Origin of the sequence: Roseicyclus sediminis (genome assembly GCF_025515305.1) — a bacterium.
Lineage (GTDB): Bacteria > Pseudomonadota > Alphaproteobacteria > Rhodobacterales > Rhodobacteraceae > Roseibacterium > Roseibacterium sediminis.
The window spans coordinates 36942-58918 of sequence record NZ_JAOPHT010000003.1 but is presented as its reverse complement, the minus strand read 5'-3'; the positions used below and the strand labels follow the sequence as shown (position 1 = coordinate 58918).

Annotated in this window: 23 protein-coding genes; 13 read left to right on the top strand and 10 right to left on the bottom strand. The window is 67.4% G+C overall.

The features are described 5' to 3' along the window. Positions 1 to 36: 36 nt before the first annotated feature. Entirely contained in the window at positions 37 to 861 is an 825-nt protein-coding gene (locus tag N8I71_RS05155) for a class I SAM-dependent methyltransferase (RefSeq protein ID WP_262876873.1), read from the top strand. 113 nt (positions 862 to 974) lie between these two features. Here N8I71_RS05155 and N8I71_RS05150 read toward each other — a convergent pair whose 3' ends face one another. Continuing rightward, positions 975 to 1700: a class II aldolase/adducin family protein gene (locus tag N8I71_RS05150; protein ID WP_262876872.1), complete on the bottom strand. Its 726-nt coding sequence runs from the start codon at positions 1698 to 1700 to the stop codon at positions 975 to 977. 204 nt (positions 1701 to 1904) lie between these two features. Between N8I71_RS05150 and N8I71_RS05145 the strand changes: the two genes are divergently transcribed. Next, entirely contained in the window at positions 1905 to 2810 is a 906-nt protein-coding gene (locus N8I71_RS05145; RefSeq protein ID WP_262876871.1) for a LysR family transcriptional regulator, read from the top strand. A 62-nt stretch (positions 2811 to 2872) separates the two neighbouring features. Here N8I71_RS05145 and N8I71_RS05140 read toward each other — a convergent pair whose 3' ends face one another. From N8I71_RS05140 to N8I71_RS05130, 3 genes are read right to left on the bottom strand one after another with little or no spacing between them, the layout of a single operon-like run. Next, a complete protein-coding gene (locus tag N8I71_RS05140; protein ID WP_262876870.1) occupies positions 2873 to 3877 on the bottom strand; it encodes an OmpA family protein in 1005 nt (334 codons plus the stop codon). A 16-nt stretch (positions 3878 to 3893) separates the two neighbouring features. Next, positions 3894 to 4625, bottom strand: a complete 732-nt coding sequence (locus N8I71_RS05135; protein WP_262876869.1) for a GNAT family N-acetyltransferase — start codon at positions 4623 to 4625, stop codon at positions 3894 to 3896. After that, complete coding sequence (locus N8I71_RS05130) at positions 4622 to 5353, bottom strand: competence/damage-inducible protein A (RefSeq protein WP_262876868.1); 732 nt, start codon at positions 5351 to 5353, stop codon at positions 4622 to 4624. The genes N8I71_RS05135 and N8I71_RS05130 overlap by 4 nt, the downstream gene beginning before the upstream one ends. Positions 5354 to 5406: 53 nt before the next feature. Between N8I71_RS05130 and sfsA the strand changes: the two genes are divergently transcribed. The 3 genes from sfsA to radC are packed head-to-tail and all read left to right on the top strand — an operon-like array spanning position 5407 to position 7849. Further along, positions 5407 to 6147 carry a DNA/RNA nuclease SfsA gene (sfsA, locus tag N8I71_RS05125; RefSeq protein ID WP_262876867.1) on the top strand — a complete coding sequence of 247 codons (741 nt, stop codon included), beginning with the start codon at positions 5407 to 5409 and terminating at the stop codon, positions 6145 to 6147. 30 nt (positions 6148 to 6177) lie between these two features. Beyond that, complete coding sequence (gene map, locus N8I71_RS05120; protein ID WP_406676072.1) at positions 6178 to 7041, top strand: type I methionyl aminopeptidase; 864 nt, start codon at positions 6178 to 6180, stop codon at positions 7039 to 7041. A gap of 34 nt (positions 7042 to 7075) precedes the next feature. Further along, a complete protein-coding gene (gene radC / locus N8I71_RS05115) occupies positions 7076 to 7849 on the top strand; it encodes a RadC family protein (protein WP_406676071.1) in 774 nt (257 codons plus the stop codon). A gap of 11 nt (positions 7850 to 7860) precedes the next feature. Here the strand turns inward: radC and N8I71_RS05110 are convergent, their stop codons facing one another. The 3 genes from N8I71_RS05110 to secA form a co-directional block, all read right to left on the bottom strand. After that, entirely contained in the window at positions 7861 to 9423 is a 1563-nt protein-coding gene (locus N8I71_RS05110) for a phosphate ABC transporter substrate-binding/OmpA family protein (protein WP_262876865.1), read from the bottom strand. Between the two features lie 21 nt (positions 9424 to 9444). Beyond that, complete coding sequence (locus N8I71_RS05105) at positions 9445 to 10563, bottom strand: hypothetical protein (RefSeq protein WP_262876864.1); 1119 nt, start codon at positions 10561 to 10563, stop codon at positions 9445 to 9447. Between the two features lie 116 nt (positions 10564 to 10679). Further along, positions 10680 to 13397, bottom strand: a complete 2718-nt coding sequence (gene secA, locus N8I71_RS05100; RefSeq protein ID WP_262876863.1) for a preprotein translocase subunit SecA — start codon at positions 13395 to 13397, stop codon at positions 10680 to 10682. Between the two features lie 231 nt (positions 13398 to 13628). Here secA and N8I71_RS05095 point away from each other — a divergent pair, with 231 nt between their 5' ends. The 4 genes from N8I71_RS05095 to N8I71_RS05080 all read left to right on the top strand — a co-directional run bounded on the left by N8I71_RS05095 (position 13629) and on the right by N8I71_RS05080 (position 16562). Further along, positions 13629 to 14468, top strand: coding sequence for a peptidylprolyl isomerase (locus N8I71_RS05095; protein WP_262876862.1), 840 nt, complete (start codon positions 13629 to 13631; stop codon positions 14466 to 14468). Positions 14469 to 14485: 17 nt separating this feature from the next. Continuing rightward, the gene (gene argJ / locus N8I71_RS05090) at positions 14486 to 15826 is read left to right on the top strand and encodes a bifunctional glutamate N-acetyltransferase/amino-acid acetyltransferase ArgJ (RefSeq protein WP_262876861.1); all 1341 of its coding nucleotides are present in this window, start codon (positions 14486 to 14488) and stop codon (positions 15824 to 15826) included. A 22-nt stretch (positions 15827 to 15848) separates the two neighbouring features. Further along, positions 15849 to 16247, top strand: a complete 399-nt coding sequence (gene mutT / locus N8I71_RS05085; RefSeq protein ID WP_262876860.1) for an 8-oxo-dGTP diphosphatase MutT — start codon at positions 15849 to 15851, stop codon at positions 16245 to 16247. Positions 16248 to 16421: 174 nt separating this feature from the next. After that, positions 16422 to 16562 (top strand): hypothetical protein, encoded by a 141-nt coding sequence (locus tag N8I71_RS05080; RefSeq protein WP_262876859.1) that lies wholly within the window; start codon positions 16422 to 16424, stop codon positions 16560 to 16562. 7 nt (positions 16563 to 16569) lie between these two features. Here the strand turns inward: N8I71_RS05080 and hemH are convergent, their stop codons facing one another. Further along, the gene (hemH, locus tag N8I71_RS05075; RefSeq protein ID WP_262877234.1) at positions 16570 to 17652 is read right to left on the bottom strand and encodes a ferrochelatase; all 1083 of its coding nucleotides are present in this window, start codon (positions 17650 to 17652) and stop codon (positions 16570 to 16572) included. Between the two features lie 18 nt (positions 17653 to 17670). Further along, entirely contained in the window at positions 17671 to 18546 is an 876-nt protein-coding gene (locus N8I71_RS05070; protein WP_262877233.1) for a methyltransferase domain-containing protein, read from the bottom strand. A gap of 56 nt (positions 18547 to 18602) precedes the next feature. Here N8I71_RS05070 and N8I71_RS05065 point away from each other — a divergent pair, with 56 nt between their 5' ends. The 3 genes from N8I71_RS05065 to N8I71_RS05055 all read left to right on the top strand — a co-directional run bounded on the left by N8I71_RS05065 (position 18603) and on the right by N8I71_RS05055 (position 20166). After that, positions 18603 to 19328, top strand: a complete 726-nt coding sequence (locus N8I71_RS05065) for a ComF family protein (protein ID WP_262876858.1) — start codon at positions 18603 to 18605, stop codon at positions 19326 to 19328. Between the two features lie 34 nt (positions 19329 to 19362). Next, positions 19363 to 19623, top strand: a complete 261-nt coding sequence (gene grxC, locus N8I71_RS05060) for a glutaredoxin 3 (RefSeq protein WP_262876857.1) — start codon at positions 19363 to 19365, stop codon at positions 19621 to 19623. Positions 19624 to 19773: 150 nt separating this feature from the next. Further along, entirely contained in the window at positions 19774 to 20166 is a 393-nt protein-coding gene (locus N8I71_RS05055) for a MarR family winged helix-turn-helix transcriptional regulator (RefSeq protein WP_262876856.1), read from the top strand. Here N8I71_RS05055 and ubiG read toward each other — a convergent pair. Further along, positions 20163 to 20918, bottom strand: a complete 756-nt coding sequence (gene ubiG, locus N8I71_RS05050; protein WP_262877232.1) for a bifunctional 2-polyprenyl-6-hydroxyphenol methylase/3-demethylubiquinol 3-O-methyltransferase UbiG — start codon at positions 20916 to 20918, stop codon at positions 20163 to 20165. The genes N8I71_RS05055 and ubiG overlap by 4 nt on opposite strands. A 69-nt stretch (positions 20919 to 20987) precedes the next feature. Between ubiG and pip the strand changes: the two genes are divergently transcribed. Then, positions 20988 to 21977: a prolyl aminopeptidase gene (pip, locus tag N8I71_RS05045; RefSeq protein ID WP_262876855.1), complete on the top strand. Its 990-nt coding sequence runs from the start codon at positions 20988 to 20990 to the stop codon at positions 21975 to 21977.

Genomic DNA, 21977 nt, shown 5'->3' with positions numbered 1-21977 from the left:
CTTGGCGCGGCGGCGCGGCTTGGCTAAGGGCGATGCATGAAACTGAAATCCGTCGAACTGGAACTGACCGCTCTGATGTCGGAGGTCATGTTCGGGCATGGCTATGCCCACTACGGCTATTTCCCCGACGGCGTGCCCTCGGTCCTGTCCGCACAGGCGCTGGGTGCCGCGCAGGAGGCCTATCTCGAAAAGCTCGTCGAGGCGATCGGCACCGTCCCTGGCGGCGTGTCCCGAATACTCGACGTGGGGTCGGGGACGGGCGCGAACGCGCGCGCCCTGATCGAACGCGGCTTCGAGGTCGCCTGCGTGTCGCCGTCGGTCCAGATGAACGAGATGGCGCGGGCGAAGCTGCCCGAAGGCACCAAGGTGACCGACGCCCTGTTCGAGGATTTCGAGAGCGAGGCCCGCTACGAGCTGTGCCTCTTCGCCGAAAGCTTCCACTACATCGACCTGGTCGCGGCGCTGGCCCAGGCGGCGCGCTACGCGGAAAAGGGTGTCGTCATCTTCGACTATTTCCGGAGGCCCGGTCACGCCCATCGCGACGGCACGCGCGGAACGCATGGCGATTTCCTGGCCGAGGTCGCGCGGCAGGGTCACTTCGAGGTGCAATCCGACGAAGACATGACCGACGCGATCACGCCGACCTTCGTGATCCACGAGTTTCTCAAGAACGAGAAGATCGCGCCCTTCGTGGCGCGGTTCCGCCAGGCGCTCGCCACGGACTACCCGTGGCGCGCCTGGGCACTGGAGAAGATGCTCGGCCGATCGCTGAACAAGCTCGGGCGGCGCACGGGACGCTCCGAAAAGTTCGCGAAGGAACACGAGTACCGCCTGATCGTCCTGCGGCGCGTGGCCGGTTAGCCGGCCCGATCGCGCGCGTTCCGCGCATTGCCCTGGTCTCGCTTCGCTCGGGCAGGGGGCTCTGCCCCCGTCCTTCGGACTCCCCCGGAGTTTTGGGCCAGGATGAAGCGGGCTCAGGTGGCGTAGTCGGGGTCCTCGGCATCGAGAACGTCGCGCAGGCCGCGCAGGAAATCGGCTTCGGCCGCGGCATCGCCTTCCTGCTGGGCGGCGGTTCGCTCGGCGATCTCGGGCGACAATTCCCGCAAGGCGCGCCCGGTCTGCAGGCCGAGGATGTAGGTCCGGGCCGCGCGCTCGAAATAGTAGAGGCGCATGAAGGTCTCGGCCACGGTCTCGCCGATGACGAGGACGCCGTGGTTGCCCATGATCATCGTGCGCACGGACGGGTCCTGGAACAGCCGCGCGCAGCGCGTGCCTTCTTCCTCCAGCGCGAGGCCGCCATACTCCTCGTCCACGACCTGGCGGTTGTAGAACATCGCCGAGGACTGATCGATCGGGGGCAGGCGCGAGTCGGCGAGGCAGGCGAGCACGGTGGCGTAGGTCGAATGCACGTGCATCGCGCAGCGCGCGTGGGGCACGTGCCGGTGCAGGCTGGCGTGAAGGCCCCAGGCGGTGGGATCCGGCGCGTCATCGCCGGTCGCGCTGTCGGGATCGTTGGCGTCGATCACCCAGAGGTCCGAGGCGCGGATGCGGCTGAAGTGCTTCTTCGGGTTGATGAGGAATTCCGTCCCGTCATCATTGACGGCCAGCGAGAAGTGGTTGGCGACACCTTCGTGCATGCCTTCGCGTGCCGTCCAGCGGAAGGCGGCGGCAAGCTCTGCCCGGGCCTCGGCATGTGTCATTTGTCGTTCCTTTCGTGGATCGCCTTGCCCGGGAGCCTAGTCATCTGCACCCTCCGGACAAGCGAAATGGGTTCGTCCGGGTCTGTTGCTGCGCCACGAACGATCCGCGCAATTTCCCGGCTTTGAACAAGGGCCGACCCCAATGGCGCCGCAATTGGCAGCGACCTTCGAGATCGAAATAATTTTGATGATGCAGGACCATCGATGGATCGTTTGACTGAAATGGAAGCCTTCGCGACGGTCGTCGACCAGGGCGGTTTCACCGATGCGGCGAAGAAACTCGGGATTTCCAAATCGGCCGTCTCCAAGCACGTGTCCAGTCTCGAGGCGCGGCTGGGCGCCCGCCTGCTGAATCGCACAACGCGCCGCGTCAGCCCGACCGAGATCGGGCTGGCCTACTACGACCGCGCCCGCCGTGTCCTGAATGACGCCGGCGAGGCCGATGCCCTGGTGACCGCCATGCAATCCGCCCCGTCCGGCACGCTGCGCGTGTCCATCGCCACCGATTTCGGCGTGAACCACGTCTCGCCGATCCTGGGAAAGTTCCTGCACGAATATCCCGACATCACGGTGAACATGGAGCTGAACAACCGCTACGTGGAGCTGATCTCGGAAGGCTTCGACATGGCGATCCGGGTCGGCGAACTGGAGGATTCCAGCCTTCGCGCCCGCAAGATCTGCGAGACGCAGAAGCGCATGATCGCCTCGCCCGCCTATTTCCAGACCTATGGCCGGCCCAAGCGGATCGACGATCTGAACGACCACAAGCTCCTGCATTATTCGAACAGCTCGTCCAGCAACGTCTGGAAGATCACCGCGCCTTCGGGCGAGCAGCGGCAGGTCCGGACCGGCGGCTGGCTGACCGTGAACGACGGCCAGTCCCTTCTCAACGCCGCGGTCGGCGGCCTCGGCATCGCCTACCTGCCAAGCTTCCTGTATGCGGAAGCCATGCGCGAAGGACTCCTGCAGGACGCGATCCCCGATCTTCCGGTCGAGGTTCTGGGCATCTATGCGGTCTATCCGCCGGGCCGATTCATCCAGCCCAAGGTGCGCGCCTTCATCGATTTCCTCGTGGACGTGTTCCGCGAAAAGGGGCCGGCCGACTGGTAGGCGCCGCCAGGGTATCCAATCAAGAAATTCTTGTCTGAGCGGCCGGGTTCGCCCCGCGCCGCTCAGCCTGCGTCAAGAAGGACGACCTCGACGCGCCGGTTGGCTTCGCGTCCCTCCGGCGTCACGTTCGTGGCCCTCGGAGCGAGAAAGCCGATCCCCGCGGCTTCGACCTGCTCCGGTGCGACGCCGAGCGTCTCGATCAGGTACCGGCGAACAGACCGGGCGCGCGCCTCGCTGAGTGCGATATTGGCCTCGCGGCCACCCTCGGAATCGGTATGTCCGACGAGGATCACGCGCCGGTCCGCATCGGCGGCGAGGAAACCGGCGAGCGCGGTGAGCGAGGCGTAGTCCTGTCCCGAAAGCTCGGAGGCGCCCGTGCGGAAACCGAGATCGTCGAGAGGGGCGGCGCCGCCGGCGAGCAGCGTGGCGACAAGGCCCGTCTCGACCTCCGGCGGCGAGGTCAGTGGTGTTTCGTCGGCAGTGGCGGTTCCGTCGGCGCCGGCCAGTTCCGGGGCGCGGTTCGACGGGATGACCCATGCGCCGCGCGCTGGACCTTCGCCCACATGCACCGCGTTGACGTAAAGCGTGTCGCCGCCGCGGGACACGGTGACCGCGGCCGCGCCGCTGCCATCGTCGCGGACCGCCGACACGTATCGGAAATCGCCGATATCGACGTGCATCTCGGGGCCTTGCCCCATGTCGAGACGGTGGCGGAAATCGAAGCCCCCGCAGGCGCGGTCGCGGCAGGAAAGCAGAATCTCGAAGCCTTGCGCGGCAAGCTCGGACTCGAACCTGGCGCTGACGAGATCGACCGTCGCGGTGTCCGTCGCCGGCATCTGCCAGGTCATGCGCTGCACGAGGCCCGACACCTCCCGCGTCGGGACCGAGCCGTCCTGCCAGGGGCCTTCGGCAATCTCGAATCGCCCATCGACCTGGGGGCCGGACTGCACGATCACGGCGCCGGGCGGCAGCTCGATGTCCAGGGACAGAGCCGCACCCGGAAGCGCCACGAGAAACGCGGCGGCCACGGCCGCGACCGATAGGGGAGAACGTCGGGGTCCCGTCATTTTTTGCCGGAGGCCCTCATGCCACGCGATAATGATACTGTCCCACAGCCTTCATGCCCAGGGAAGCGTAAAGCCCCTGCGCGCCGGCATTGGCCTGCGTCACGAGAACGGAAAAGCGCCGCGCGCCCTGTCCCTGCGCCCAATGGGCAGCCGCCTGCATCATGGTGCGGGCAAGACCCTGCCGCCGGGCGCGTGCCGCGATCTCCAGCGCGTGGAGCATCGCCGTCTCGCCATGCACGGCGACGAAGGCGGTGCCGGCCGGTCGGTCGGCTATGCGGCCGAAGATGGATGTCCTTGGGACCTGAACCCGATGCATGACCGCCAGACGGGCGGGTCCTATGCCGCCGTCGGCCCAGATCTCCTCCTGTACGGCGAGGGGCGGCCAGATGTCGAAACAGCTGAGCCGGGGCGGCGGCGCGGCGATGGTCTCCACGGGCGCGGCCAGCATGTCGGTGGCGTCACGCGTGCCGTAGCCGGCCTCGGCCAGGGTCCGGTCGAGCGGACCTTGCCAGCCCATGACCATGAAGAGCGCCTCCTGACCGGCGTCGCGCTGTCGTGCGGCGACTTTCGCGATGTCCCCGGGGGCTATGGCCGCTCCGTCCGAGGCCGGATCGGCAAGCCTTGCCGCCGAAACGCGGTTGCCGCCACCCGCGCCGAGGGCGAGGTCGAATGCGCCGTCCCGCAACACCGTCTCCGGCGGCCATGTCGCCGCGATTGCGTGCGCCACGGCGAGCGCTTCCTCCGTCACCGCCCTGCCTCCGGGAAGAGGCTGGAGAGTTCGCCGATCACCCGGTCGACCGCCGCGCCGTCCTGGCTGCGCACAACGACGTTGGACCCGTGCACGCCGTCGCGCTGGAACGGGTAGGAGCCGATCGACACCTCGGGATGCGCGGCGGCGAGCGCGCCGAGGGACGCGGCGATGTCGCCTTCCCCGCGTTCGATCCGCAGCGATTGCGACAGCACGGGTGCGCCGCCCGTCAGCGTCGGCAGGAGACCCGCGAGCATCGCCTCGAAGATCGTGGGCACGCCCGCCATGACGTGGACGTTGCGCAGGCTGAAGCCCGGAGCGGCGGAAACCGGATTGTCGATCAGGGATGCGCCCGCCGGGATCCGGGCCATGCGGAGGCGCGCCTCGTTCAGGACTTGCCCCTGGCGGTCGTAGTGGGCCTGAAGCAAGGCGCGGGCGTCGTCGCGGATGCCGATCTCCGCGCCCATTGCCTCCGCCACGGCCTCGGCGGTGATGTCGTCATGCGTCGGCCCGATGCCGCCCGAGGTGAAAAGGTGGTCGTACCCGTCCGAGAGCGCCCGCACCGCCTCGACGATGTGCGCGTGGACGTCCGCCACGATCCGCACCTCGCAAAGCCGGATGCCATGATCGGTCAGCGCGCGCGCAAGATGGTGCATGTTCGCGTCGCGGGTGCGGCCCGAGAGGATCTCGTCACCGATCACCAGCATGGCAGCCGTCGGATTTTCCATGTCGGGGTCCCGTCCCTTGGCATTGTCGTCCGTCCCGGTATAGGGGCGGTGCCATGCGCTTTCAAACGCCGCTTGTCCCCGCGAGACTGATCCGCCGCTACAAACGGTTCCTGGCCGATGCCGAGCTGATGGATGGCGCGGCGATCACGGCCCATTGCCCGAATCCGGGGAGCATGATGGGCCTGAGCGCGCCCGGTTCGCACATCTGGCTGGAGCCGAACGACGATCCGCGCAAGAAGCTTCGTTTCGGCTGGCGGTTGGTGGAACTGGATGGCGGGCACATGGCGGGCATCGACGCGACGTTGCCCAACCGGCTCGTGGCCGAGGCGCTGCAGGCAGGCCGTATTCCCGAGTTGGACGGATATGGCAGCATCCGGCCCGAGCAGCGCTATGGCACCAACAGCCGCATCGACTTTCTCCTGTCCGGGCCGGGGCGGGCCGAAGCCTATGTGGAGGTCAAGAACGTGCACCTGCGCCGTGCGGGCGACTGGGCGGAGTTCCCCGACTGCGTCACCGCCCGCGGTGCTAAGCATCTGCGAGAGCTTGCACGCGTCGCTTCGGAGGGTGCGCGCGCGGCGATGCTCTACCTCGTTCAGCGCAGCGATTGCACCCGCTTCCGCCTTGCCGGGGACATCGATCCGGCCTATGCCGCCGCCTTCGACATGGCGCGGGCCGCAGGGGTCGAGATGCTGTGCTACGGAACGGAGATCACGACAGCGGGCGTCACGATGGCTGCACCGCTTCCGATCGATCCGGGCCCACAGGCTTCACACCACCCTGTCACTCGGGGTTGACTGGAAATTGTAGCGGAAAGCCCTTAGCTTATGCGTCATCAGGTTTCCCGGAGGCACGTCTTGGACGACTTCAAGGGCCGTCTGACAAAGGACGGCATTCGCATCCACCAGGCCGAGGACTTCGCCGGCATGCACCGTGCGGGGCGGATCGCGGCCGACATTCTCGACCGTATCGCGCCGCGGGTGGTTCCGGGCGTGACGACGGGCGAGCTCGATGCCGCCGTGGAGGCGATGGTGGAAGAGGCCGGGGCGACCTCGGCCACGATCGGGTATCGCGGCTACGAGCACGCCAGTTGCATCTCGGTCAATCACGTCGTCTGCCACGGGATTCCGGGGACGAAGGTGCTCAAGGACGGCGATATCCTGAACATCGACGTGACCGTGATCGTCGATGGCTGGTTCGGCGACACGAGCCGGATGTATGTCGCCGGCACGATCGGCCGGAAGGCCGAGCGGCTGGTCCAGGTGACCCATGACGCCCTGATGATGGGGATCGAGGCGGTGCGCCCCGGCGCGACCTTCGGCGACATCGGGTACGCGATCCAGACCTATGTCGAGGCGCAGCGCATGTCGGTCGTGCGCGACTTCTGCGGCCATGGGCTGGGACAGGTGTTCCACGCCCCGCCGAACGTGCTGCATTACGGGCGCCCGGGCACCGGCCCGGTGCTGGAGGAAGGCATGTTCTTCACCATCGAGCCGATGGTGAACCTCGGCCGGCCCGAGACGAAGGTGCTGGCCGACGACTGGACCGCCGTGACCCGCGACAAGAGCCTCTCGGCGCAGTTCGAGCATTCCATCGGCGTGACTGCGACCGGCTGCGAGATCTTCACGCTGTCGCCCGCGGGCCGGTTCCACCCGACCTGGGGCTTAGCCGCGCCACGCGTCTCCGGCTAACACTCCGTTAACCAATTCGCTTCAGTCTGGCGCAATGCCGGATCAGCCATCCTTCACTTTCGACGACATGGGTGCCGCATTCACCGGGCGGCCGGTGGCGGTGCCGCGTGCGGCCTCCGGGCCCTCGAAGGGCGCGGAGATGCACCGCCACGCCCATCGGCAAAGGCTGCGCGCCCGCTTTACCGAGGGCGGGGCGGAGGCGGTTCCGGACTACGAGCTGCTGGAGATGATCCTCTACCGCGCGATCCGGCGCGGCGACACCAAGCCGCTGGCCAAGGCGCTGCTGAAACGGTTTGGCGACCTGAACCATGTCCTCGCCGCCCCGCCCGCGCGCCTGCGCGAGGTGGAGGGTGTCGGCGAGGCGGTGATCTTCGAGCTGAAGCTGATGGAGGCGGTCGGTCACCGCATGGCGCGTGCGCGGGTCCTGAAGAAACCGGTGCTGTCGTCGTGGGACGCGCTTCTCGACTATTGCCAGAGCGCGATGGCACACCGCGATATCGAGATGTTCCGCGTCCTCTACCTCGACCGTAAGAACATCCTCATCGCCGACGAGGCGCAGGCGGAAGGGACCGTGGACCATGTGCCGGTCTACCCGCGCGAGGTGGTGAAACGCGCGCTGGAACTGAACGCCTCGGCGATGATCCTGGTCCACAACCACCCCTCGGGCGATCCCACGCCCAGCCGGTCCGACATCGAGATGACTTACGCGATCCGTGACGCGGCCGAGGTGCTTGGGCTTGTGCTCCACGACCATCTCGTGATCGGCAAGGCGCGAGAGCTGAGTTTCCGCTCCGAGGGGTATCTCTGAGGTCTGGGGGGCTATTCGACCCAGACCTCGACGCGCCGGTTCACGGCGCGGCCCCAGTCGGTGTCCTCGCAGGCCATGGGCATCGCCTCGCCAAACGCGACCGAGCGAAGCGTGACGCGATCGGTCCCCGCCCCGTCGGCGGCGGCGCGCACGGCCTCCAGCACGGTCTCGGCCCGGCGCGCGGCCAGTCGGGTGTTGATCTGCGCCGTGCCCGCGCTGTCGGAAAACCCGACGAACAGAAGCGTGCGGCCATCGAAGAGTCCGGTTTCGATGGCGGTGGCGAGCCGCCCCACGGCGGCCCGCGACTGGGTGTCGAGTTCGGCCGCGCCGTCACCGAAACGGAAGGTGGGCGACAGCCGTTCGGCCGAGCCCAACCGGCGCAGCATCGCCTGCACGTCCTCGAGCGTCACCTCGTCGCCTGCGGCGAGCACGGCGTTGCGGATGCGCTCACCCTGGAGCGACAGGGGCGTCCGGGTCAGGTCCTGGTTCACGTAGCCCGCGTTCTGCAGGATGCGGCCCGCCTCCTCGGTTTCGGTGAAGGCGAGAAACTGCCGCACCAGTTGCGGCAGCCGATAGGGCGCGAGGTAGAGGTAGACGGGTGCGGTCAGCGGATAATCCTCGGATTTCACCGCGTCGGCCGTGGCCGTCTGGGAAAAGCCGCAGGCGCCCGTGAGCGGCAGGACCCGGGCCGCGCCCGCCGCCGAGCGCGAGGTGATGCCGACCGCGAAGGCGTCCCGGGCCACGGCGCGGGCGAGGTCCGCGGCGCTGTCATGCCGGACGATCGTGGCGGACAGGGGCCGATCGGTCGCCATCAGCACGCGATCGGCGAAGTCCTGGGCCGGCCCGAGGCCCGTCGACAGCAGATGCAGCGCGACCGGGGCATCCGGTCCGCCAAGGTCGGCCCAGTTCACCACCTCGCCCGAGAACAGGCGCGCGAGGTCGGCCATCGGCAGGGCCGAGGCGGGATTGCCCGCCGAGACCACGGGCACCAGCGCGTCCAGGGCGAGGACCCTCACGCGCCGCGTCAGCGGCGGATCGTCGGGGGCCTGGTCGCGGGCCGCGATGCGTTCGGCCTCGTCCGGCTCGCGCAGCGCCAGCGCAATGTCGACCTCGCCGTTCAAAAGCGCCAGGAACCCGTCATCGGTGGAACCGGGCGTCACGATGAACCGCGCGGCCGCCTGCCCGTCCTCGCGCAGGAGCGAATGGACAACGGTGCCCCTCGATGTGACATCCGCCGTCGCCGTCATCCCCTGTTGTGCGGCGAAGGCGGCCAGCAGGTCGGGCAGAAGTCCCTCCGCCACCGTGGCGGCGCCCGCGATGCGGGCCTCGGCGACGAAACTCGTGAGATCGGGACACCCGGGGCCGGCGCAGGACACGCCTTCGGCCGAAACGGTCAGCGTGCCGTAGACGGTATCGATCTGGTAATACGCGCCGTCATAGGCGATCAGGTTTCCCTCAAGCTCGACCGTCCCGTCGAAAGACCGCAGTTCCACGTCCTGCGCGGATGCGGTCTGGCCAAGGGCGGCAGGGAGGAGGGCGGCGGCAAGTGCGACCGCCCGGATGTGTCCGGACATGTGAGCGGGGTTATGCTTGCCTCAATTGGCCGCGAGTCTCAGGTCCCGCAGTGCATTTTGCAACACCAGAGTGTCGCCGACGGCCTCGCAGCCCGGATAGGTGAAGCCCAGCGGCGTCACCTCCACGCGGCCGCCGCCCTCCATGCGCAGCACGCGTGCTTCGGCACGGCTGGCGCAATTGGCACGGGTAATCGGGGCATCGACCGAGAATTCCGCCGACGTCTCGCCGTGGGGAAGCGTGTAGACCTGCGCCGCCATCCCGGTCGCGGCCTCGCCGAGGAGCACGAGGTATCCCCGGCCCTCCGCGGCCACCGCCGCGTCACGGGGGGCCGCGGGATGGACATGTCCGTCGGAAAACCAGTCGGCGCCGGCCTCGAGCGCGTGCAGCTCCATCCCCAGATCGCCGTCCCAGGCCAGGGCGACCCGGTCGTAGGCGGCAATGTCGGGCAGCGACACCAGCGCCGCGGCCTCGCTTGCGTCGTCGAGGCGCACGGTGACATGCGCCGGGCTTTCAAGCGCGGGCAGATCGAGGTTCAGGAGACCGACCGCATCGGTCGTGGCCGAAAAGGTCAGGCCGGAATGGGCGATGGTCACGCGCTCGCCCGGATGGCAGGGGGCGGCGATCCCGAGCGCGATGGTGGCGGCAGGTCCCGCCTCGGCGGTGATCTCGAGGCCGCAGGGCAGGCCGAAGGGGCTGAGCGCCTGTTCGGCAACCGTGGTCGCGGGCGCCTCGACCGTATCGGGATAGGCCGGCGCCATGGCCGGTGCGAAGGCGGCGGGGCGGATCTGCGGCATCAGGCCGTCCTCCCAGGCGCCCATTGCGACCTCGACGAGTGCGGGCGGCGCGGCGAAGCCGGAGCCATCGGGCAGGTCAAGGGCCTGCGCCCTGACATAGGTGTCATTCACGATCAGCGCGGGCGGGGGCGCTTCCTCGGTCGAAGGCGCACCGGCCATGAGAACGGCGAGTGCGGCCGGAGGCTGCGAGGAGGTCGGGACCGACAGTGCGGCAGTCGTGGCGCGATCCGGGCCCGAGCCGAAATCGACGCTCGGTATCACCCCTGCCTGTGCCGCAAACAACGCAATGCCGCCGCCGGCGATGGCCAGCGAGACCACGCGCATTCCCAGACGTCTGTTCGCCATGATGCCAGTTCCCCGCTACGCAATGAGCCGGCAGGCTGCGCCCGGATTGCGGCGGGATTGCGGAGGCAATCGTGTGAAACCGGGGAGATTGTCCCCGGTTCCGGTCTCTCAGGACCTCAGGAGAGGCGCCCGTGGCAATGCTTGAACTTCTTGCCCGAACCGCAGGGGCAGGCATCGTTCCGGCCCGGATTCCCCCAGGTGTCGGGGTTCGTCTCGTCGAAGCCCGTGACCAGCGGGACCTGTTCTTCGCCGCCGCCGCCGGCTTCCGGGCCCGCGGACACGGTTTCCAGTTCTTTCTGCGCGGCCGCCTGCTGCGCCTGAAGCTGGCGGATGATTTCCGCCTGCTGCTCGGGTGTCAGAGGCTGGATCCGCGCAAGCTTGGAACTCACGTCGGCACGCAGGCTGTCGAGCATCCCCTCGAACAGCTGGAAGGACTCGGTCTTGTACTCGTTCAGCGGGTCGCGCTGCGCATAGCCGCGGAAACCCACGACCGACCGAAGATGCTCCAGCGTCAGAAGGTGCTCGCGCCACTTCTGGTCGATGGTCTGAAGCAGGATCTGCTTTTCGATGTTGCGCATCTGCTCGGGGCCGAACTGCGCGGCCTTGGAGGCCATGTACTCGTCGGCCTTGGTCTCCAGCCGCTCGCGCACGATTTCCTGGTCCACGCCGTCCTCGTCGGCCCAGTCGGCGATCGGCAGGTCGAGGCCGAGTTTCTCGCGGACCGCGTCCCTCAGGCCCTCGGTGTCCCACTGGTCGGCGTAGGAGCGCGGCGGCATGTGCGTGTCGACGAGGTCCTCGATGACCTGGTGGCGCATGTCGCGCGCGACCTCGGCGATCTCCTCGGCGCCCATGATCTCGTGGCGCTGGGCGAAGATGACCTTCCGCTGATCGTTCATCACGTCGTCGAACTTCAGGAGCTGCTTTCGGATGTCGAAGTTGCGCCCCTCGACCTTTGCCTGCGCCCGTTCGAGCGACTTGTTCACCCAGGGGTGAACGATCGCCTCGCCTTCCTTCATGCCCAGCGTGGACAGCATCTTGTCCAGCCGGTCGGACCCGAAGATGCGCATCAGGTCGTCTTCGAGGCTGAGGAAGAAAGAGGACCGTCCCGGGTCGCCCTGCCGGCCGGACCGGCCGCGGAGCTGGTTGTCGATGCGGCGGCTTTCGTGGCGTTCGGTCGCCAGGACGTACAGGCCGCCCGCGTCCTTGACCTTCTGCTCGTCCGCGGCGTGTTCGGCCTCGATCCGTTCCCGGATGGCCTGATGGTCGCCTTCGGGGTTGGCGGCGATCGCCTCCATCACCTTGAACTCGACGTTGCCGCCCAGCTTGATGTCGGTGCCGCGCCCGGCCATGTTCGTGGCGATGGTGATCGCGCCGAGCTTGCCGGCATCGGCGACGATCTGCGCCTCCTGCTCGTGCTGGCGCGCGTTCAGGATGTTGTGAGGCAGCCCCGCCTTCTGAAGCATCTGGCCGAGCATCTCGGACTTCTCGATCGAGGTGGTGCCGACGAGAACCGGCTGGCCCTTCTCGTGCGCCTCGCGGATCGCCTCGACGATGGCGGCGTATTTCTCGGCTCCGGTGCGGTAGACCTGGTCGTCCTCGTCGACGCGCGCGATGGGACGGTTCGTCGGGATCTCCACGACGCCGAGGCCGTAGATCGACATGAATTCCTCGGCTTCGGTGGCTGCGGTGCCCGTCATCCCGGCAAGCTTGTCGTAGAGGCGGAAGTAGTTCTGGAAGGTGACGCTGGCCATCGTCACGTTCTCGGGCTGGATCTTGCAGCCTTCCTTGGCTTCGATCGCCTGGTGGAGGCCGTCGGACAGGCGGCGGCCCGGCATCATGCGGCCGGTGAACTCGTCGACGAGGACCACCTCGCCGCCGCGCACGATGTACTGCTGGTCGCGATGGAACAGCTTGTGCGCGCGGAGCGCGTTCGTGACGTGGTGGACGATGGTCGTCGACTCGGGGTCGTAGAGGCTCTGACCCTCGGGCAGGAGCCCGAGTTGGTGCAGCCGGTCCTCGAGGAAATCGTTGCCCTCCTCCGAAAAGGTCGCGCTGCGCTGCTTCTCGTCGAGGGTGTAATGCTCCTCGGTGATCTCGGGGATCACCTTGTCGATCGCGACATAGAGGTCCGAGCGGTCCTGGCTCGGACCCGAGATGATCAGCGGCGTCCGCGCCTCGTCGATGAGGATCGAGTCGACCTCGTCCACGATCGCGAAGTTGTGTCCGCGTTGTGCCATCTCGGCGAGGCTGGAGCGCATGTTGTCGCGCAGATAGTCGAAGCCGAGCTCGTTGTTCGTGGCGTACGTGATGTCGGCGGCGTAGGCCTCGCGCTTCTCGCCGTCGGGCTGGCGCGGATAGACGACGCCGGTCGTCAGACCGAGGGCGCCATAGACCTTGCCCATCCATTCCGCGTCCCGCTTGGCGAGATAGTCGTTGACGGTGACGATGTGCACGCCCTTGCCGGACAGGGCGTTGAGATAGGCGGGGAACGTGGCGACCAGGGTCTTGCCCTCGCCCGTCTTCATCTCGGCGATGTTGCCCCGGTGCAGGAAGATGCCGCCGATCAGCTGCACGTCGAAGGCCCGGAGGCCCAGGGCGCGCTTGGCCGCCTCGCGGCAATTAGCGAAGGCTTCGGGCAGGAGGTCATCAAGTCTTTCGCCTTCCATGGCGCGGCGGCGAAGCTCGTCGGTCTTCTCGATGATGCCCGCATCGCTCAGCTTCTCGAACTCGGGCTCGAGCGCGTTGATGCGCTCGACGATGGGTCGGACAGCCTTGACCTTGCGGTCGTTCGGCGAGCCGAACACCTTCTTCGCAATCGTTCCCAGTCCGAGCATGCGCAACGCCTTCCTGCAGGGCCCGCCGTGGCGATGGCCCAGACTACCTCAAGTCTTCGTGTGGGGCATCCGGGTTGTTCGGCCCATCGCGGCAGTCTATCAACGCGGCAAGACGGACCGGCCAGATGAAGCCCCGATGCGAAACCCGAATGGGACATAAGGGTGGGCCGGAAAAGTGTCAACGCGGCCCCTCGGACGCACCCGGGGGGCCAAGTCATGAAGGAAGACGCCATGAAGAGACTTCTCGCCAGCGCTGCAGTGATCGCGTTCGCCGCAATGCCGCTCGCCGCCCAGGATGAGGTCGGCGCCGATACCGTGGTCGCCACCGTGAACGGCAACGAGATCACCGTCGGCCACCTGATCGCCATGCGCCAGATGCTGCCCGAGCAATATCAGCAGCTTCCGGCCGAGGTTCTGTTCGACGGGATGCTGGAACAGCTGGTGCAGCAGCAGGCCATCGCCGACGTCGCCGCCGCCGATATCAGCCTGGCCACCGAGCTTGGCCTGGAGAACGAGCGGCGCGCCTTCCTCGCGGCAAGCTTCATCGACGCCGTCGCCATGGAAGAGATCAGCGACGAGGAGCTTCAGGCCGAGTATGACGCGCAGTTCGCCTCTGCCGACGCGGTCGAGGAGTTCAACGCGAGCCACATCCTGGTAGAAACCCAGGAGGAGGCGCAGGCCATCATCGACGAACTGGCCGCCGGCGCCGATTTCGCCGAGCTTGCCGCCGAGCGTTCGATCGGTCCGTCCGGTCCCAACGGCGGGCAGCTTGGCTGGTTCACCGCCGGCATGATGGTCCCCACCTTCGAAAGCGCCGTGTTCGAGCTGGAGCCCGGCGAGATCTCGGTCCCCGTCGAGACGCAGTTCGGCTGGCACGTCATCTTGCTGAACGAGACCCGCGCGCAGGAGCCGCCGGCGCTGGACGAAGTGCGCGCAGACCTGATCGAGGGCCTGCGCCGTGCCCGCGTCGAGGCCCGGATCGAGGAACTGGTGGCGAGCGCCGAGATCGATCGGCCCGAGCTTGACATCGACCCTGCCGTGATCGCGAATGATGCTCTGCTGACAGAGTAGGCACACGCGAGGGCGGGATGGCCAAATCCGACAAGTCCGGAAAGACGGACAAGAAGTCGAAGAAGAAGGGCGGCAAGAAGGCGTCCGGCAAGGACAAGGTCGCCGTCAAGGCGGCCAACCCCGTCTCGCCGCTGGCTCCCGCCGCCTTTCCCGCGATCCCGCCGGTCGACGGCGTCCTTTTCTCGGCCGGGGCGGCGGGCGTGCGTTACGCCGGCCGCACCGATGTCCTGCTGGTCGACATCGCGCCGGGCAGCACCGTGGCCGGCGTCTTCACGCGCTCGGCCACCCGGTCGGCCGCCGTGCTCGACTGTCAGGAAAAGCTCGGCAAACTGCCCGAGGCACCGCGCCACGGCTTTGCCATCGTGGTCAACTCGGGCAATGCCAACACCTTCACCGGCGCGCGCGGCGCGACCGATGTCGGCATCATCGCCCGTGCGGCGGGGCAGGCCGTCGGCGTCCCGCCCGAGCATGTCTTCACCTCGTCCACGGGCGTCATCGGTGAGCCTCTCCCGGCCGAGCGGATCACGGCGATCCTGCCCGATCTCGTGAATGGGCTGACGCCTGACGGGTTCGAGACCGCCGCCCGCGCCATCATGACGACCGACACCTTCCCCAAGGGCGCGTTCGAGCAGGTCGAGATCGGTGGCGCGACCGTCACCATCGCGGGCATCGCCAAGGGTTCGGGCATGATCGCGCCCGACATGGCGACGATGCTGGGCTATGTCTTCACCGATGCGAATGTGACGAAGGACGGGCTGCAGGCGATGCTGAGCGCGGCCACGAAGTCGAGCTTCAACGCCATCACGGTGGACAGCGATACCTCGACCTCGGATACGGTCCTTCTGGTCGCCACCGGCCGGGCGCATGCCACGCCGATCGCCTCGGGGCGCAGCGCGGAGGGCAAGGTCTTCGCCGAGGCGCTGGGCCGCGTGATGCGGGACCTCGCCCTTCAGATCGTTCGTGACGGCGAGGGGGCGACGAAGCTGGTCGAAGTGCGCGTCACGGGCGCCAAATCGGCCCGTGATGCCGACAAGGTGGCGCGCTCCATCGCCAATTCTCCGCTGGTGAAGACCGCGATCGCCGGCGAGGACCCCAACTGGGGCCGGATCGTGATGGCGGTGGGCAAGTCCGGCGCCGCCGCGGACCGCGATACGTTGACGATTCGGCTTGGCGACATCCTCGTGGCCGAAAAGGGCTGGGTCGCGGAGAGCTACCGCGAAGAGGATGGGGCGTCCTACATGAAGGGCGAGGAACTGGTGATCAGTGTCGACCTTGGCCTCGGTTCGGGCGCGGCCACCGTCTGGACCTGCGACCTGACCAATCGCTACATCGAGATCAACGCGGATTACCGCTCTTGATGCCTCGGTCGGAGATTCGCCCGTGAAGGTCGTTCTCGTTTCGGCCGTGGCCCTGATCGACCGCGACGGACGTGTCCTGCTGGCGCAGCGGCCGGAGGGCAAGTCCATGGCCGGGCTTTGGGAATTCCCCGGTGGCAAGGTCGAGCCCGGTGAAACGCCCGAGGTGGCGCTGGTGCGCGAGTTGCACGAGGAACTGGGGATCGAGACATGGGACAGCTGCCTTGCGCCGCTGACCTTCGCCAGCCACAGCTATGACGATTTCCACCTGCTGATGCCGGTGTTCGCCTGCCGGAAGTGGGAGGGGATCCCGCAATCGAAGGAGGGCCAGGCACTGGCCTGGGTCAGGGCCCGCGATCTCGCGGACTATCCCATGCCGCCGGCCGACGTGCCGCTTATCCCGATCCTCCGCGACTGGCTGTAGCGCGCCCTCGGGCTGCGCCGAACCGAGGTTGGCCGGTCCGTTTTCGATGGGCGGAAATTCGCGAACTGCACGAAAGATAGTCGTTTGTGCGACTAATGAGACTCTTTTGTAAGTGATTTGTGAAAAAATCGAAGTATTATCCTTGGTACGAGCAGTCGAACCGGGGGACAGACTGTGCTGACAACGATATTCCTAGGCACTTGCGTTGCCGTTCAGGGCAACTTCGTCGAGAGGCTCGCGAACGGGTTCGTGACCGTGCGTGTCGGCGACCGTCTCTACACGGGCCGACCGGCGGCACTCGTCCGCGCCGCCTGAGGGCTGCTTAGTCGAGCCAGCCGCCGAGGTTTTCCATCGCCACACGTGTCAGCGCGTCGATATGCGCGTCGTCATCGTTGAGGCATGGAATGTAGGTGAACTCCTCGCCCCCGGCCTCCTCGAAGCTTTCGCGGATTTCCTCGTTGATCTCTTCCAGCGTCTCGATGCAGTCGGCGCTGAAGGCGGGCGCGACCACGGCGATGCGCTTCTTGCCCTGCTCCGCGAGGCGGGCGACCTCTTCCACCGTGTAGGGCTTCAGCCATTCCTCGGGGCCGAACCGGCTCTGGAAGGTGGTCACGATCTCGGACTTGTCCCAGCCCAGCCGTTCACGCAGCAGGCGCGAGGTCTTCTGGCACTGGCAATGGTAGGGGTCGCCTTCCATCAGGTAGCGCTTCGGCACGCCGTGATAGCTGGCGACAAGGACATCGGGGCGGTTCTCGATCCCGGCATAGGCGCGCTCCACCGACTGCGCGAGCGCCTCGATATAGAGAGGATGCTCGTAGTAGGGCTCGACCGTGCGGGCGATGGGCTGCCACTTGATGTTCTGCAACGCGCGGAAGAACTCGTCGCAGGCCGTGGCCGAGGTGGCGCCGGCGTATTGCGGATAAAGCGGGAAGAACAGGATCTTGGTGCAACCCTGCGCCACCAGCGCATCCACCTTCGACTTGGTCGAGGGATTGCCGTAGCGCATGCAGAAATCCACCACGACGCGGTCGCCATAGGCCTCTTCCAGCCGCGCCTTGATCTTCGCGGTCTGGTCCTTGGTGATCGTCATGAGCGGGCTTTCGTTCCGCTCCTCGTTCCAGATCGATTTGTAGGCCTCGCCCGAGGAGAAGGGCCGCTTGGTCAGGATGATGAGCTGCAGGAGCGGCTGCCAGATCCAGGGCGAGTAGTCGATCACCCGCCGGTCGGACAGGAACTCGTTCAGGTACCGGCGCATCGGCCAGTAGCTGTAGTGATCCGGCGTGCCGAGATTGGCGAGGAGAATCCCCACCTTGCCGAAGGTCACCTTGGGGTGATCCGCCGGTGCATGGGCGAGGCTTGATCCGCTCTGGGCGGACTGGGAGGGTTCGGGCGTGTGTTTCAACATGTTCATGGGTGGCTGGCCTCAATCGTCGGCACGGTCAAGGGATTCCGTGTTCGCGTCGTGGACATGTGTGGCGTTGAGCGCATCCGCGAGCCGTGCAGAGGCACTCCCGGGACGGAGTGGCTTCTGCTGGCTGTCGTGGGGCGCCCAGCCGGTGAGGAAGACAAGCTCGAAGGTGGCGCGGATTCGGCCTTCGCTCTCGGGAAAGCTGTCGGCATAAAGCGTTGCTGCGCGGGTGAAAAGGCCACGCCGCGCGGGCCTGCGGTGGCGCTCGGCCAGTGCATTGGTTTCGCCCATGTCGCGCAGGTCGCGCATCAGGGCGAACAGGTCGGAATAACTGGCCACCTGTCGCAACACGTCGGCCACGGGCAGCGCAAGTCCCGCGCGCTGCAGGAGGGCGCCCATCTGCCGCACCTCCGCCATCGGGGCCACGCGGGGGCTGAGCCCGCCGGTCTCGGCGATCTCGGCCTCGGCCAGCACGCTGCGAAGCTCGGTCAGGGTCTCGCCTCCGAACGCCACGCCGAGGAACAGGCCGTCGGATTTCAGCGCGCGGCGGCATTGCACGATCTGCCCCACCGGGTCGTCGGCCCAGTGAAGGGCCATTGCGTGGATCACGAGGTCATGGGTTCCGGGCGCAAGGTCGAGCGTCTCGGAAGGCGCGACACAGCGGGCACCGGGCACCGCATCGGCCCAGATCGAGGGATGCGCGGTCACGATCGCCGGCGACGTAAACGTTCTGTTAACGTCCCTGAGCCTTTCCTTGATCTCGGTCAGGGCCGTGTCGTGGAGGAACCCGGCACCGGACGACCCCGCCATCGACCCCGCAGCGAGGCGCGCGCGGGCGCGGTGCCGGGACAGGGCCACGGCATCCACCAGGCGTGGCTGCGGCATCGTCAGGGTCATGGGTTTCGCGTCGTCCTGTGCGCTGGCCCACGGCAACTTAGGGGCGCGACATGAGATTGCAAACGCTGCTGCGCGCGGTCTTTCCGCCCGAATGCCTCAACTGCGGGGCGCAGGTCGAGGGCGAATTCGCGCTTTGCGGCACCTGCTGGGCCGACACGCCCTTCATCTTCGGGTCCGCCTGCGATCTTTGCGGCAAGGCCCTGCCGGGGCAGACGCCCGATGGCGAGCGGCTGGTCTGCGACGAATGCCACCACATCGCCCGCCCGTGGGAGAAGGGTCGCGCCGTCATGGGGTATTCCGGTGTCGGCCGTAGCCTCGTTCTCGGGCTCAAGCACGGCGACCGGGCCGAGGTGGCGCGCGCGGCGGGTCCCTGGCTTGCGCGGGCGGGGGCCGACCTTCTGTCGGATGACCCGGTTCTGGTCCCCGTGCCGCTGCACCGGTGGCGCCTTGCCAGACGTCGGTTCAACCAGTCGGCCCTGCTCGTCCAGGCGCTGGCGCGTGTCGCGGGCACCCAGACGGCGGTTCAGGCGCTTGTCCGCACGCGGGCGACGCCGAGCCAGGACGGCCGCGACCGGAACGCGCGGTTCGTGAACGTCGCCGAGGCCATCCGGCCCCATCCGCGCCACGGCCGCGTCCTGAGGGACCGCGTGGTTGTCCTCGTCGACGACGTGATGACCTCCGGCGCGACGCTGGCCGCCGCGTCCGAGGCATGCCGGATGGCCGGCGCGACACAAGTGCGTGTTCTCGCACTGGCGCGCGTGGGCGACGATGCCTAAGTTATGCCGCGTTGCAGTAACGGGACCCCGCACCATGCCGAACGTCGAAATCTATACCTCGCCCCTGTGTGGGTATTGCCATGCCGCCAAGCGGCTGCTTTCCGACAAGGGCGTGAGTTTCACCGAGTACGACGTGATGCGCACGCCGGACAAGCGGCAGGAGATGCTCGGCCGGGCGAATGGTCGCCATACCGTGCCGCAGATCTTCATCGGGACGACCCATGTGGGCGGATACGACGACATGGCCGCGCTCGAGCGCGAGGGGAAGCTCGACCGCCTTCTGAAGGAGGCATGAGGGCCGGAGGCACGGACCGCGACGCGCTGTCTCTTGTGGGCGGCGCTCCTGTGGCGCTGTAATCGGCCCATGGCGCATTCCGACGGACCACACTCCGGAGACCCCGGATCCGACGATCCCCTCTCCGTCGCCCTGTTCAGCGAAATGTTCATGGCGGACCAGCTGGCGCGCAACCGCCTGAGCCGCGCTTTGCCCAAGGGAATGGAGCTGAGCCATTTCTCCGTGCTCAACCACCTGGCCCGTACCAACGAGGAGAAGACGCCGGCACAACTGGCCCGCGCCTTCCACGTCACGCGCGGGGCGATGACCAATACGCTGAACCGTCTGGAATGGGCAGGACATATCCATGTCAGGCCCGATTGGGACGATGCCCGCCGCAAGCTCATCGCCATCAGCCCCTCGGGTCGGCGCGCCCGCGAAGCCGCGATCGCGGCCATCGCCCCGATCCTGTCCGAGACGGTGCGCGAGATCGGCACCGAGCGGGTGCGCCAGGCCCTGCCGGTGATCCGCGAGATGCGCCTGCGGCTGGAAGAAGACGGCTAGGCCGGCTTGGTCGAGGCCGTGACGTAGTTCACGCTGAGGTCCCGATCCGAGAGCGACCAGTTCCACGAGATCGGGTTGAAGACGAAGCCCTTGCGGTCCACCGGGGTCAGTCCCGCCTGCCGGATCAGCTCGAACAATTCGTCCGGCGTGATGAACTTCGACCATTCATGCGTGCCCTTGGGTAGCCACCGCATGACGTACTCGGCGCCCACGATCGCCATGGCGAAGCTCTTGGGATTGCGGTTGATGGTGGAGCAGATCATCAGCCCGCCCGGTTTCAGTAGCTCCTGGCAGGCCGCGAGATAAGCCAGCGGGTCGGCCACGTGCTCGACCACTTCCATGTTGAGGACCACGTCGAAACGCTCGCCTGCGGCAGCCAGCGCCTCGGCCGTGGTGTGCCGATAGTCGATCTCCAGCCCCGACTGCTCGGCATGGACCTGCGCCACGGGGATGTTCCGCTCCGCCGCATCCGCGCCAACCACGTCCGCGCCCAGCCGGGCCATCGGCTCCGACAGAAGTCCGCCGCCGCAGCCGATGTCGAGGATGCGCAGACCGGCGAAGGGTGCGTCGCGCTTCAGGTCCCGGCCGAACTCGGCGGCGATCTGCTGCGTGATGTAGTCCAGCCGGCAGGGGTTCAGCATGTGCAGCGGCTTGAACTTGCCGTTGGGGTCCCACCATTCCGCGGCCATCGCCTCGAACTTCGCGACCTCGGCGGCGTCGACGGTGTTGGCCCGGTTCTCGGCGGTGTTCATGGACATCTTCCCGGCTTCCTGCGAGTGTTGTTGCGGCATAATCGGTTCCCGGGTCTATATAGGAAGCGCATGGACAAGTTCTCCGGCCAAAAGCGCGCAGCCGTGCACCTGTTCCCGCCGATCGACCCGTTCGACCAGCGTATGCTGGACGTGGGCGACGGACATCACCTTTACGTGGAGCAGTGCGGCAACCCGGAGGGCGCGCCTGTCATCGTGCTTCACGGTGGCCCGGGCGGCGGGTGTTCCCCGGCGATGCGGCGCTATTTCGACCCGGCGGACTGGCGGATCATCCTGTTCGATCAGCGCGGCTGCGGACGGTCGCGGCCGCATGCGAGCGTGCGGGGCAACACGACGTGGCACCTGGTGGCCGACATCGAGCGCATCCGCAACACGCTCGGGATCGAGCGCTGGGCGGTTTTCGGCGGCTCCTGGGGCGCGACGCTGGGCCTGGTCTATTCCGAGACGCATCCCGACCGCGTGGCCTATCTCGCGCTGCGCGGCGTGTTCCTGTCCATGCAGCGGGAGCTCGACTGGTTCTACGGCGGCGGTGCGGGGCAGTTCTGGCCCGATCAATGGGCGCGTTTCGTCGCCATGATCCCCGAGGAGGAGCGCGGCGACCTGATCAAGGCCTACAACAAGCGCCTGTTCTGTGGCGACCTCATGGTCGAGACCCGCTATGCCCGCGCCTGGGCATCGTGGGAAAACGCGCTCGCCTCGATGGAGAGCGACGGCGGCGGCGGTGACAGCCCGGCGGATTACGCCCGCGCCTTCGCCCGGCTGGAGAATCACTATTTCCTGAACAAGGGCTTCCTCGAGGAGGACGGCCAGATCCTGCGCGACGTGCACCGCATCGCGCATATCCCCGGCACCATCGTGCAGGGCCGCTACGACATGATCTGCCCGCCGAAATCGGCCCATAGCCTGGCTTCGGGCTGGTCTTCGGGGCGGCTCCACATGATCCGCCAGGCGGGTCACGCCCTTTCGGAGGCGGGGATCAGCGAGGAGCTGGTTCGGGTGATGAAGATCGTGGGCCAGCGGCGCGAGAAGTTCGGGCTTTGA